Source organism: Brevibacillus sp. HB1.3 (assembly GCF_013186635.1).
GTDB classification, from domain to species: domain Bacteria; phylum Bacillota; class Bacilli; order Brevibacillales; family Brevibacillaceae; genus Brevibacillus; species Brevibacillus brevis_D.
This window is the reverse complement of sequence record NZ_JABMIT010000009.1, coordinates 102,832-116,651: the sequence shown is the minus strand read 5'-3', so window position 1 is coordinate 116,651 and position 13,820 is coordinate 102,832. Positions and strand designations below refer to the sequence as shown.

Sequence of the window (13,820 nt, the reverse complement as noted above, 5' to 3'; positions counted from 1 at the left end):
CTATTTTGTAACCTCCGTGGTTATTTTTCGACTATTACATAGAGGAAATAAAAAATTACTATGGAGGAAAATATTATGAATTACACAAAGAAACTGGTAACAACAATGCTGACGGCAAGTATTTTAGCAACGACCCCAATGTGGGGCCAGCATCCAGTGCTGACTGCACAAGCTGAGACAAATCTGGGATTGCCGCCAGCAGCAGAACAAACACTCCAAACCCTTTACACTCTCCAGCCGGACTTGAAAAGTATGGACCTCATGATCAACCCGCCGAAAAATGGTGTGTACGAGTTGCTTTTTAATTCTACAGATCAAAAGGAGCGGTATGCTAGGCTGCTACTTGATGCAGAGACTGGTGCTTTGCATACGTATGAAAACGAATATGAGGCGAAGCAGAAGAACAAGCCTTCAGCAGCAGTTGCCAAACAAAATGCGGACGCGTTATTACAGGCGCTATTGGGCGACGATTTCAACAAATACAGAGCCAGTCAAGAATCGAATGATTGGCAGGTAACGTATACACGCTACGAAAATGGTTTGCCTGTTTTCACCGATCGTTATGTCGTCGGCGTCAACGGTAAAGGTGTTATGTACGTGGATACGTTGGAAGGTGCGCCATTACGAGCATCATCTGAGTTGTTTGTCCAGCCCGGGAAAGTGTTGGTGGAAGCTAAGCTCCCAGAGAAAGTAGCGTCGTTTATGGAACTTACGTATTCCGCGCATGAAAAGGCAACAGGAAAGCCTGCTTTGACGTATTCGCTAAAATCGAGTGGATATATGAATGCAGTGACAGGAGAAAAGGTCGAAAGCGCCTCTTCGCATACAAGTCGTTACTCTGACGTGATTGCGGTCAAGCCTGGTGGGAAGCGGTTTGCTGCTCGTAATGCCGATGACGTGAAGCGAGTATTGGCAGAACAGTTCCAGATCAACATGGAGGGAATCGGCTTTGATATGGATGAGCGTATCCTACCGGAAAAGAAAGGAGTGGAGGGGACACTTTTCAAGTCTAAAGGAGGAGCAGACAAGATCCTGGTCTATACGAATAATAAAGACGTGACGGGCTTCCAAATTCGCAGAGAGGGGGGGGCAGCCACGGCAACCCAGCACCAAAACCATCCGGAAAATGTCCAGCTTACGTATGAAGAGGCAAAGGAAAAAGCCGTTCAGTTTTTGCAGCCCTACCTTGACGCAAGTGTGAAAAAGCTGAAAATCGATCAAAGCAAAATCTCGATGCCTACTGCCACGGCGTACAGCTTCAGTTTTTTCGCCCTGCATGATGGTGTTGTCGTCTCTGACCAGGAATACCTCGTAAATGTAGACGGACAGACAGGGGAAATTGTGAACTTTATGGATTACTTCACGAAGCCGACCGCTCCCTTCCCGGACAAAAAGAAAGCCATTTCCAAAGAAGCAGCTGCCAAACTGTTTTTGAAAGCCCATCCTACAGAGTTGGGGTATGTGTTCCCTGTTCAGAACAAGAAAGTACAGGCACAGCCAGTCCCGGTATATTCGATCGACACGAGGTCATACTTCAAGCTAGATGCGGTTACAGGAAAGGCATTCCAATAAACATAGGTGATCCCGCTTCTCATCATGAGGGGCGGGATTTTTTCGTGCGCCCAGCATGGGCGATAACTCTAGGGTGTAAGTCCCGAACGGGGGTTGGCTGTACCAACCGTTAGCCCAAGGCAAGGGTGCCCATCGCGAGGTGGAATTTGAAGGAAGCCGGCGGCAAAGTCCCGACCTGAGGTACACGAATCTAATTTGAGGCTGTTGTACTCGGGCGAGTTTGCTAAACAAAACGAAGTCCAATACAGCTAAGGGGTATAGCAGTAAATTAGGCAGGTACATGGGATGAAAGTTATCGTTCTTACCTGGGGAGATCTGCATGAAGTGCCTTCAAATGTTGGTAACCGTCTCCGTAAGGAGTCGCTGAACATTAAGTCAACGCATCTACTAATCACTTTCGCGATGATAGGGTGAAGCAGAATTCCGTTAGGAACTACTCTTGGAGAATAAGGGTGAAGCCCTGAGGGTACAAGAGAGGGCTGAGTATTGTCCGGCAAGACTAGAAGGATGCGTGCGGAGGAAAGGGTATCGTCATGGCACTGTTCGAGAAAATTCTATCATGGGAGAATTTATTAGTGGCACTCGAAAGAGTGGAAAGAAACAAAGGATCGGCGGGAATCGACGGTGTTTCAACCGAACAACTGCGCGATTATATCCGTGAACACTGCTTAACCATTAAAGAGCAGATTATGAAAGGAACCTATAAACCTTCCCCTGTTCGCAGAGTCGAAATCCCGAAAACTGACGGAGGAGTAAGGTTATTAGGTATTCCTACCGTGATAGATCGCTTAATCCAACAAGCCATTCTCCAAGGTTAATGGTATCTGCCTTTCGACAGTAGAGGGCACACCACAAGGTGGCCCGCTTAGTCCGTTATTGGCGAACATCCTACTCGATTTGGCTTGCGTTAAGCTACGGGCAGGTTTATTCAGTGGGAGACAAATTAGAACGGGTTTTCCCCGATCGGCATAATCCATATCTACCCAAGGAAGTAGGGATTATATGATAAAAATGGAATAATATGTGACGAAGATAATTGCCCCTCCGTCTTTCCATTGGTAAGGTCAAACCGAACTTATCCGCAAATCTGAATACAATTTGGAGGTGCCCAATGAAACTCAATTCATCCATGATGACGGTTATAGCGGCGTGCTTACTAGCCTCTGCACCTGCTTGGACTACCCATCAACCAACAGTACAAGCTGCAAGTGATGTGAAAAAGAAAGAGTCTCAAAAAAATTATTCCCAAGATGTTCAGAATTCTCTGGACAATCTATTCGAGGTGATTCCCGAGTTGAAAGGGTATCGACTAATTCATAAGCATTATGAGGAAGACAGCTTTCGCCGTTATCCAGGACCAATTTGGAGCTTGCACTTCACCAACAGACCAAAAACAGATGAAAAAAAAGAGTATGACGCATACTCATCCGTTAGCCTTGAGCTGGATGCACAGACGGGCCGATTACTGCTCATGGATATCCAAAATCCAGCATGGGCTTCAGCTGATTATCCGGAAGAAAAGCTTGCCAGAGACAAGGCTGCAACTTTTATCGAGGACTTATTCGGTACAGAAGCAAAACAGCTGAAAGCCGCTCAAAAACTTAGCAGGGGAAAAGCAGGATCAGGTGACGGGAAGGGCAACAAGCTGGAATGGGCTCACTCCACTGTGCAATACCACTCTCTCATCAATAACCTCCCTCTGTCCAACAACTCTATCTCCGTATCCGTTGATCATGCTGGCCATATTATTGGCTATGAAGCGTATCGTTTCATCGATTCTAGCAAAGTGAACTGGCCTGATCCGAAAAAAGTGATAACACTTGAGGAAGCAAGCAAAATCTATAAGGACAAGCTTAAGATGGACCTGGTATACGTATGGGAGCAACCGATTTCCTATGCTCAAAATGGAAAATCGGCAGAAAAGAAACCAATGCTTATTTATCAACTGAATACCATTGGTTGGATCGATGCTCTGACCGGCAAAGTCACAGGGGAAGAAACCGAAATGGCAGGGGAGAGTGTTCATGTAAAAGGAGAAGGGAAAAGCATCAAAATAGCTTCCCGCGAACAAGGAGAGAAATGGCTGAAAACACAGTTTGGTATTGATGTTTCTGGTGCGACCTTCGAATACGATGATCACAAGGACAATCTTTTAGAAGGACTTCAGACAATCGAATCCTATCGGTGGATGAACGATTCAAATAAAGGTACGCCTGCATTTGAGATGGTTAGCCTCATTACAGATGAACAGAGTGATCGGCTCATCGACTTCGATCTGAATTTCCCAGATGAACGAAAAACAGAGCAGAAAATCAGTGTAGAGGAAGCGAAGAAAAAAGCGATCGCAGCACTCGTACCTTATCTTGACCCGGCGTTAACGGAGTTAACGCTTATTGTAGAGACTCCTAGAGAAAATATTCCGGAGTGGGTAGACAAGAACAAGCTGGATAAGGAAGAAGATAAGGTGTATTCATTCACTTTTCACGCAATACGCAACGGGATCGAAGTGTCTGACGAGTTTTATATGGTGGGTGTAGACAAGGCAACGGGCACGATTACAGAGTTAAACCTCCACCCTCTCAACCCGGGCAATACCCTTCCAGATTCCAAGAAAATTGTAAGTGAAGCAGAAGCAAAAGAAACGATCCAACAAGAAATTGACCTGGAACTGGTCTATGTGTGGGAGCAGTATGATGGTCAAAGAGCTCCCGAACCGCAACTAGTCTATCAACAGAAATGGAAGAGTGGCTATAGCTTTATCGATGCTTCGACAGGGAAGCTGGTCAAGGTGTCCCGCCAATAGATGACGTAACAGCCGATTTGCTCTCGCAGCAATATCGGCTTTTTTTTTAGTACACCTAGCATGGGCGTCGCTCTAGGGTGAAAGTCCCGAACGGGGGCGCTTTATTAGTTAATGATAAAAAAAAATCCCCGATTTATAGAAAAAGTTAACATGTTACCAAAAATTACCAATAATGTAGGTAAGGGCATTCTGGTAGTTCTGTATAGATGATCTGTCGATTCATTCTACGTATGAATCAGGTCCATTTATCGACGGAATATTCAGGATGCCATAAAAAGGGGGGCGATCTTCATGAATCTATAGAGGAAACCATTCCAACAGGATAACAACTTCTAAATCGGGAGGAACATTTATGCAAAGAAGTTTTAAAGGCCTGTTCACGTCTGTTTTTTCTTTGATTTGTGTTTTGTACTTTCAAACGGATGTTTTTGCCGCACCCGCATACGATGGAGTTGTCAAAATGGAGCAACCCTCTGGTGAATCGTTTCAAGCCGTGATGCATGGAGATGAATGGTTCCATTGGGCGAGCACAAAGGATGGCGATGTACTTTTACAAGATCAGGAGGGATATTGGAATTACGCTGAACTTACATCAGATGATCTGCAATCGACGGGGATAAAATATAAAATTGACGAAAAACCTTCAGAAGCGGTAAATGAGAAAAATTTAATGGAATGGATAAATGAGTACGACCCTCAAGCAAACAAAAAACAGGAGTTCATGAATGAGCTTCAACAAGAATTTTCGGGATCGCCAGAAAAAAATATTGACGGAAGTATCACGCCCGTTTCAGGAACCCAAAAATTGCTTGTTTTGTTAATTGGATTTACAGATGTTGATATCGCATATAACGACAACGATTGGAGCAACAAATTCTTTTCTGCAAATCAAAAGTCGGTAAAGAATTACTATAATGAAGTGAGTAATGGAAAAGCACAGATCACCCCAGCATCCGAAATATATGGTACGCAAAATGATGGAGTTGTGAAAGTAAGATTAGATTACGCCCATCCGGATACATCGGGAAAAGACATTAGGACGGTTATAACAGATGCACTGGATAAAGCGGATCCTGTGGTGAACTTTGCTAGTTTTGATACAAATAATGATCAAGTCATCGACGCTAAAGATAGCTTCTACATTGTAACTGTTCTTGCTGGTAATGAAGAGGCTAGTGGTGGTGCAGTGCCAAATATTTGGGCACATCAGTGGTATGCTCCCAACACAAATCATGATGGTGTTACGGTATCAGGTATGTATACGACGCAGGGTGAAAAACAATTTGGTCATATGGCAACGATGGGTATCACTGCTCATGAATTCGGTCATTCCTTGGGCCTTCCGGATCTGTATGGTGCTAATAATCATGTGAGTGGTCTAAGTATAATGGCAAACGGAACCTGGAATAATCTTCAAGGGGAGGAACCTGGAACGACACCCACTCATATGGATGCCTGGTCAAAAGCAAAATTAGGATTTGTCACACCAACTGTAGTAAATGCCACTAACAATTTTACGCTTCAAGCCATCCCGAATAATTATAATGTTTTAAAGGTTCCTATAAAGGATAATACGTATTTTTTAGTTGAGAATCGCGAGAAAGTTGGATACGATGCTAGCTTGCAAACAGTTTCTGGAGGCATAGCGGTTTGGCACGTTGATGAATCCATGAGTAATAATACGAATGATCCTCATCCTTTCATTGACATAGAGCAATCCGTAAGTGAATACCAAGACCCATTCTATTATACGAATAATAATCATGCTGCTTCCTTTGGTCCAAACACCAATCCGAACAGTAATACCTACCCTGGAGAAAATTCGGGAGTAACGATTACGACGACAAGCACAAGTAATTCTGCCATGAATGTGAATGTAGCAGTCACAGCAGGAGGAGCCAGTCTGATTCCGCAAACGAATTGGACGCTAAAATATGTAGACAGCGATGAATTGTACAATGAAGCCCCGAAAGCCTTTGATGGAAACAACAGCACGTTTTGGCACACGAAATGGAGCCCCGTAGCTCCAATGCCGCACGAGATTCAAATTGACTTGGGTGCAACGTATAGCATTTCCAAATTTAGTTACCTGCCCAGACAAGATGGTCAAGTGAACGGAACGATCAAGAACTATGAGTTCTACGTCAGCAGTGATGGAGTGAATTGGGGAACAGCTGTAGCCACAGGTAGCTTTGCAAATGATACTACGTTGAAAGAAACCAGCTTTGCAGCCAAGACAGGTCGCTATATTAAACTGCGTGCCTTAAGCGAGGTAAACAATAACCCATGGACAAGTGTGGCTGAACTCAATGTATTTGGGCAATAATGTATGGTAAAGGGTAGCTATTGCCATCATTGATACGCTACTCAAAAAGGTTATCATCTGCTGAGAGCTTCGTTCAGCATTTGATAACCTTTTTATTCCGCTAGAAACTGTTTTCTAACTTCATGCTTCCTTCCTAAATTTCGCAACCCCATTAAAAATCCAGCTTGCACCATCTCCCGCAGAGTGCTGAAGCAATTGCTCAGACCCATGTATTTCTGCATACTGCTGTTCCTCCGCGGTAATCGGAATCATCCATAATAGATTCACAGGATCACTCGCCATGAGCGGAAGTGGAATGCGCGGGGCATCCTCAGGTTTTGCGAGCAGCATAGAGGAGAAGCGGCTATTAATCTGACTGATTTCCTGGCACGGAATGGTGTGACCCTGTGCGAGGAAGGTCATATATGACCACGGCAGAGAGGTTTGGCCGCTAACGTAGGCCAGCAATTGCTGTTCGTTTTGGGCGAGCCATTTGGTTTCGCAGGCAAAGGCCAGCTCGAATCGGCGTAATTGCTCCGGTTCTTCTGTATACTGCTCGACTTTTGGCTGACGCAAAATGGACACGCCGAGAGTCATTGCATAGGTGACGTCCCCTTTTTCGATGGTCACCAATGCTTTCGGGGGCCAGTGCCCGCCGTCGATGCCGTAATACTGTTTAACTGGCCCAAGAGTCGAGGTAATCGCGTCCATGAACTGCTGCTGGATGTCAGGCCAAGGGTTGCCGTCCCAGCTCGCCCAAAAATGCTGGGCAGCCTCGATGCGAGCATACATGGCGTTCGACTCCGGTGTTCCCAGCGGAAAGCATAAATGAGATTCTCCGGTGCAATCTCGCGCATACGAAGGGTAGTGCGAGCCGTCCGGGGAAGGGCCAGCCCAGCTGGGAATCACACACAGTACCTCATCCTCATACAAAAGTGCCGCTGCATCGCCTTCCTCCAGCCAAACGATTGAGAGCTGCTCCGGGTCCAGCCTGTCTGCTCCATCCGGATGAGCGCAGCAATCGCGTGGAAGCATGGGAGCTTGACCATCCTGCATGGCAGCGAAATCGATCGAGTCCGGTGCAGGTCCGTAATTTCTTACCCAACAAGAGCGAATGCTGGCATGCTCCTCGCCTGGATAATCCCACAAATAAAAAAAGACACCGTTCTCATCCTCTTCGACAAAAGCCTGAATCGGACAAATGGGGGAGAACTCCTCTAATAGAACGTTTTTCATAGGTTTCACCTTCAATCGTCGTGATAGATTCGCCGATAACTATAAAGATTTGTGCTTGATTAAACAGGGTTAGAATACCATAATTGAATATTGATTACAAAATTCGGTACTTTGAAAATGTTTTCCCAGCAAAGGAGGTTACCAGATGAATCAATGCACTATCTATGTCTCCATCCAACAATGCGAGAAAGTCGTCGCTGCAATTGTCGAGGCTTTTCGTGATCAATTGGTAGAGGTATCCGCAGACGAACGGTCCGTGACCGTGACAGATAAAAAATGGTTTAGCAAGAGCAAGATCACCTTCAATCTTATGCGCGAGGACGATGACGAAGAAGCTTTTCTCCAGATGAAAAAAGGGATGTACGGCTACTTCGCACAGATTGAAACGACCCACGAGAAGGTCCAGCAAAAGCTGTTGTACCAAATTACAGCGCTCAATGTGGCGGTAGGAATCGTGGCGAGCAACGAAATTGATCAGAAGGCGTTTGCGTCCATTATGGCGATTGCCGAAGAAGTACATGGGATCGTCTTTCTCCCTACCGGAGACATGCTCGATAAACAAGGAAGGCTGATTCTCAATACGGCAGGAGAATCCGAAGTGGACGATTTTCTGGTGACGGTCAGTGTAGACCTGATCGACGGACATATTCAGCCATCCCAGTCAGGCGAAGCGCGCAAGGAGCGGAGCATCAAGCTATTGCAGGAGCAAGGCATTCCGTACATCCCGCATCTTCCTGTCATCGTAGGGGATGAGGATGCTGTCATCAGGAGCAAGGATGAGATGGTTCAGCGAGCGATTGCTCTGTGTCTGATTGCGGTATATGCCGGAGGGATTGCCGAAAATGGACAAATCAAGGAAGAGCGGGAGTTCATCGAGGGCATTATTGAGCAGTTTGGCGCTGCTGAATTCTTTACGGAAAAAGAGAGAGACTTCTTGAATGATCCACAGCCAGACCGAACCGATATGATTCAAATGGTTTGGATGTACGAATGCTACTGGGTACTACTGTGGGCACTCGGCTATGTGGAAGAGCTCCATTTCCCGGATGAGATTTGTGATGTGAACACCGCGATTGACGCTCTCAGAAGTGCAGGCGACTATGATACCTTCTATAGCAATGCGGTCGTGAGAAGCAAACAAGAGATTCTCGACCAAGCAGATTTAATCTACCGCTATGACTGGGCGTGTGTGGATGCGCGCATCAACAATCGTATGGTTGCGGGTGGTTTGAATGACGAAGTAGTTGTGGAAAGACACAGAGCATTGAATTGGCTGGTTCGTTACATGGAGGATGACTGGGATCATGTCTCGACGGATACATAGGCTGTATTCGCGAAAAAGTGGGACACCTAGTGTAATCTTCCTAGCAGGAATGGGCGATAGCGGTGAGACATGGAAGATCGTTCAAGACCGCATCTCGCAGGAAGCGTCTACCTTATCCTATGATCGGGCGGGGATTGGCAGGAGTCCCGCGGCTGCGGTCGTCCCAAGGACTTGCCGGGATCTGGTTGAGGAGCTGTATGACTTGCTACGGGAGATTGAGGTGGAGACGCCTTGTATTCTGGTCGGACATTCTTTTGGCGGTTTGGTCGCGAGACTCTTTACTAGTCTATATCCGCAGCTTGTTTCGGGGCTGGTTTTGGTTGACGCTGCTCCGGAATATAAGGAGCTCGCCTATGAAAAGGTGTTGCCTGACAACCTGATCGCAGCCAATCGAGAATATTACGAGAATCCGATGCGAAACAGCGAGAAGATCGATAAAATACGGAGCTATCAAGAGATTGTTGACTCTTATCGGCAAAGCAACATTCCGGTCTCGATTATTACGAGAGGCTTGCCGGACGTGTGGGACGAGGAATGGCCGAACGAGGAAATCTTAGCAATCGAACAACATCTGCAAGCTGATTTCAAGCGGCTTTCAACCTCAAGCAAACAAAGAATGGCTACTCGTAGCGGGCATTATATTCATCACGATGAACCGGAAATGGTGATGGAGGAAATTTTGATTATGGTAAGGGGGATGAACAAGTGAGCGATACAAGAACCCAGCTCATGCTGGACCTGCAAAGATTGGAGCAGGAACAATACCTGATTCGTGAAGGGGAGCAACTACAGGATTTCGTCGGGCTGTTGCTGCAATACATCGGGGACCCTGACCCAGAGCTGCGTGATAATCTCATTTACCCGGCATTTTATTACTGGATTCTTGATGAGAAACATCTGACGGATGAGCAATTGCGCAGCCTTCTCCGAGAATTGACGGACGATACGCATTTGTTCTATCAGATCGGCAGCGAGGGTGATCAATCTGTATTTACGAGGACATTCTCTGCATTGCCGATTGCCTTGATCATGCGACGCCACAGGCAGAAGCCTTTTTTGGAGCTCGCTGATTTCCAGCATGTGAAGAATGCCATGCTCCGCTATTTTCAAGAGGAGAAGGACTTGCGCGGCTATTTGTCCGAGGGAGGCTGGGCGCACAGTACCGCTCACGGAGCAGACGTATTCGTAGAGCTAGTGCTGTGCCCAGAGAGCGACGAAGCCGTACAGCGAGACGTTCTTCAAGCGATCCAGGACGTGCTGCATAACGGAAAGCACATTTTCAATGACGAAGAGGACGAACGACTTGCGAGCATCGTAGATACCATGATAGACAAAGGCTTGCTCCCAGAGCAGGAACTCGCTGACTGGATCAATGGCTTGGCAAGCTGTGCAGAACTGCCGAAAAATCGTACTCAGGTTATCGCTAGAGTGAATAGCAAAAACTTTTTGCGTTGCCTGTATCTCAGAAGGGCACGAGATAGCCGGGAAAATGAGCTGGCGGCAGCTATGCTTGCAGCCGTAACGAAATGTAACAGGTTTGCGATCAATTAATGGGAAAAGGTTGATACCGTGACAGACGGCATCAACCTTTTCTTTTTTATACGAGGTTTTAAAAGGTAGCGATTGAACCAACAAAGCTGGCAAGAAGAAAAAGCGCAGGGCTCGCAGACCTTGACAACGCTTACCCAGTCGGAACTTCAAAAAGGGGACCACGCTTGTCGAACACTTCTTCTTCGAGAACCTTCCGCCCGTAGGGTGGCTTTGGCTCGACGGTCCCCTTTTTGAAGTGGAGACGAACAGTCAATCTCCCTTGCGGGCGTGTCAGAGTCGAAAAGGACTGCGCTTTTTCTTCTCCTCCACTGATTGACAATCCCTTACTAGTACTATATAGTACTAATCATGAAACGAACCTCAAACCGTGACCATGTCATCGCCACTGCATCTAATTTGTTTTTGCAAAAAGGAATCATGAATACCAGCATGGATGACGTCGTAGCACAGAGCAAAGTCTCCAAGTCCAACATTTACTACCACTTCAAAAGCAAGGAGGAGCTCGTCGTAGCTGTACTCGGCTACAGAATCAACGTCCTGAGAGGAGCACTGGAAGCCATCTTGCAACGGACAGACCTGTCTGTTTCCGCACGGGTAGGGCTGATTTTTACCACCATCGCAGAAGAACTGGAGGGCCGCTCCTGTGTAGGAGGCTGTCCGATCCTTTCCTTGCTGTCGGCACAAATACCAGAGGTCAAAGCGCGAATCAACGAGTTCCTGATCGAATGGCAGAACCTAGCGGAAAAGCTGCTCGTGGAGGGAATCGCCCGTGGAGAATTCAAGGAAAATATCTCGATTCAGCAAACGGCAGTCTTGTTCGTGACCATTATGGAGGGAGCGATGCTCATGGCTGAATCGCAGGGTCATGCACAGGTACTCGTAGGCGCAGGTCAGACACTTCTACACTTGATTCAAGTGTAGGATTTTTTTGAAGTGAATTAGTACTGACTAGTTCTATAAATATAAAGGAGGCAGAAACAATGGCTGTCGTTTTTGTAACAGGTGCGACTGGATTTATCGGCAAGGAGTTAACAAAGCAGCTGGCCCGGTCCGGTCATACCGTACTGGCGCTGGTTCGTTCGCCCGAGAAGTGGGATGAATTGCTGATGCAGATGACACCTACAGAGAGGTCTAATTGCAAGGCCGTGCGGGGTGATTTGCGAAAGGAGGGCTTGGGATTATCAGCGAGCGATTACGAGCAGGTATTGCGCGCAACTATTATCATCCATGCAGGTGCCCCGATGGATATTTCGCTGGATGAAACGGTGGCGAGGGAATTGATTTTACAAGGAGCAAGTCACCTTGCAGCACTAGCGAATGAATTGCATAAACAACAGCGTCTACAAAAGCTGATTCATATCGTTGGCTACATGAGTCCGTTTGACGATGAGAGTGGAAAGCTGGCGACAGATGTTTTTGCGCCAACCGATTTTTATCAAGAGGCAGGGGGCTACGAGAAATACAAGTTTCTGGCAGATCTATACCTCAGACAAGAGGCGTATCAAAAAGGAATGCCGCTGGTCGTGGTAAATCCGTGTACGATCATAGGCCCGCGAAGCACCGGGAACACAGAACAAACAGATGGATTCGGGCTCGTGATCAGCTCCATGCGGCGTGGTAAGATCCCTGTTCTTCCCGGTGGTAAGGAGTGGTGGCTGCCCTTGCTTTCCGTCGACGATTTTGCCCAGGTCATTGTGGGGATTGTAGAGACAAATCACATCGAGCATCAAACGTATTACGCCTTAAATGAGCGGAGTGCCACGCCAGCTTTTTCAGAGCTGATTTCGTTGATGGCTAAAGAATTACGGATGAAGCCACCAACCATTCCTTTCCCGGTATCGGTCTTGAAAAAAATTCTCCATAACGGCGGCAGCCGCTTGCTCGGGGTACCTGCCAATTCGATGGATTTTCTCGTAAAGAAAGACTTCCCGCTCGCTCCCTTTCAGCAAATGAAAGCGAAAAAAAGCATCGATGCATACGACGTAGCGGCGTATCTTCCCAGTGTGATTGCCGATCTCGACTACCGTTTGTCGGTCAAGGATCAGAAAGTACCTCCTTGCTTTCACCGAGAGCAAATCGCAGGCATGGCCGCGTACAAGAAAGAAGGCTCGGGTACTCCGTGGCTGCTCGTGCACGGGCTTTTCAGTGAGATGAGCGATTTACTCCCGCTCGCTGAACAGCTGGGTGAAAAGGAAGTATGGTTACTGGATTTGCCCGGATTTGGCAGATCGCCCTATCACCATCACGAAAAACCGCTCGAGGGCTTTATCGAGGCAGTGGCCGAGGCATTGCGACAGCTGCCATCTCCGGTTCATCTTGCAGGACATTCATTTGGCGGGCTTTTGGCATGGGAGGCAGCAAAGCGAGTACCGGAAAAAATCGAGAAGCTATACCTTTTGCAGCCACCCCTGCATGCCCCGAAGTATTCTTGGCTGCAGGCGGGATTGGGGAAGAGTCCAGCCCTCCTTCAGTTTTTTTTGCAAAAGCAGTTAACGTCAGCCAAATTGGAAAAAGCAATGCTTGAACAAGGGGTATTTCAGTCTACGAAGGAAATGCCAAAAGGCTATGTAGAAAAGGCAGGGAAGCTCCTGCAATCCCCGCGCATCAGCAAGACGCATACAGACGTGCTGCGCTACTTTATGAACGAATTCCGGCAAATGGCGGTAGCGACACAGCCTCTCCCTTTTCCAGCCCAGATCGTATGGGGGACGCAAGATAAAACGTATCAGCTGACAAAAGGAGCAGAGGATGCATTCAGGAAAGCAAATGTAGAGATCGAAAGGCTCCCCGTTGCTCATCATTTTCCGCTCAGTCACCCACAGCTAACGGCAAACGTATTGCTACAGATGAGGCACGGCAAGGAATGACGACGGAACGATTCTTCAGAAGGGGCATGGTAGAAAGCGACCATGCTCTTTTTGAATGGGGCGAGAAAAAACAAGTTGAACTTTCTGTTAATTTAGAATAGACTATTTTTAACTAATAACGACACTATAACGACATCTGACGTTAGTGGAGAAAGAGGGAGG

At 47.0% G+C, this 13,820-nt stretch carries 9 protein-coding genes and 1 pseudogene; 9 read left to right on the top strand and 1 reads right to left on the bottom strand.

Going from position 1 to position 13,820, the window contains the following annotated elements:
- Positions 1–75: 75 nt before the first annotated feature.
- The 4 genes and pseudogenes from HPY31_RS20600 to HPY31_RS20585 all read left to right on the top strand — a co-directional run bounded on the left by HPY31_RS20600 (position 76) and on the right by HPY31_RS20585 (position 6,701).
- The gene (locus HPY31_RS20600) at positions 76–1,572 is read left to right on the top strand and encodes a YcdB/YcdC domain-containing protein (protein WP_172142256.1); all 1,497 of its coding nucleotides are present in this window, start codon (positions 76–78) and stop codon (positions 1,570–1,572) included.
- A 533-nt stretch (positions 1,573–2,105) separates the two neighbouring features.
- Positions 2,106–2,384, top strand: a pseudogene (locus HPY31_RS20595) (reverse transcriptase domain-containing protein); the annotation flags it as partial.
- Positions 2,385–2,683: 299 nt separating this feature from the next.
- Complete coding sequence (locus HPY31_RS20590; RefSeq protein WP_172142255.1) at positions 2,684–4,375, top strand: YcdB/YcdC domain-containing protein; 1,692 nt, start codon at positions 2,684–2,686, stop codon at positions 4,373–4,375.
- 352 nt (positions 4,376–4,727) lie between these two features.
- Positions 4,728–6,701 carry a M6 family metalloprotease domain-containing protein gene (locus HPY31_RS20585; RefSeq protein WP_172142254.1) on the top strand — a complete coding sequence of 658 codons (1,974 nt, stop codon included), beginning with the start codon at positions 4,728–4,730 and terminating at the stop codon, positions 6,699–6,701.
- Positions 6,702–6,821: 120 nt separating this feature from the next.
- On the opposite strand, the gene HPY31_RS20580 is transcribed toward HPY31_RS20585, so the two are convergent.
- A complete protein-coding gene (locus HPY31_RS20580; RefSeq protein ID WP_172142253.1) occupies positions 6,822–7,916 on the bottom strand; it encodes a suppressor of fused domain protein in 1,095 nt (364 codons plus the stop codon).
- A 145-nt stretch (positions 7,917–8,061) separates the two neighbouring features.
- On the opposite strand from HPY31_RS20580, the gene HPY31_RS20575 reads away from it, so the two are divergent.
- The 5 genes from HPY31_RS20575 to HPY31_RS20555 all read left to right on the top strand — a co-directional run bounded on the left by HPY31_RS20575 (position 8,062) and on the right by HPY31_RS20555 (position 13,658).
- On the top strand, positions 8,062–9,240 hold the full coding sequence (locus HPY31_RS20575) for a DUF4272 domain-containing protein (RefSeq protein WP_172142252.1): 1,179 nt from the start codon (positions 8,062–8,064) through the stop codon (positions 9,238–9,240).
- A complete protein-coding gene (locus HPY31_RS20570) occupies positions 9,221–9,949 on the top strand; it encodes an alpha/beta fold hydrolase (protein WP_172142251.1) in 729 nt (242 codons plus the stop codon). The genes HPY31_RS20575 and HPY31_RS20570 overlap by 20 nt, the downstream gene beginning before the upstream one ends.
- A complete protein-coding gene (locus HPY31_RS20565; RefSeq protein ID WP_172142250.1) occupies positions 9,946–10,791 on the top strand; it encodes a DUF2785 domain-containing protein in 846 nt (281 codons plus the stop codon). The genes HPY31_RS20570 and HPY31_RS20565 overlap by 4 nt, the downstream gene beginning before the upstream one ends.
- Before the next feature lie 348 nt (positions 10,792–11,139).
- Positions 11,140–11,712, top strand: coding sequence for a TetR/AcrR family transcriptional regulator (locus tag HPY31_RS20560; protein ID WP_015893377.1), 573 nt, complete (start codon positions 11,140–11,142; stop codon positions 11,710–11,712).
- A 59-nt stretch (positions 11,713–11,771) separates the two neighbouring features.
- The gene (locus tag HPY31_RS20555) at positions 11,772–13,658 is read left to right on the top strand and encodes an alpha/beta fold hydrolase (RefSeq protein WP_172142249.1); all 1,887 of its coding nucleotides are present in this window, start codon (positions 11,772–11,774) and stop codon (positions 13,656–13,658) included.
- Positions 13,659–13,820: the final 162 nt, after the last annotated feature.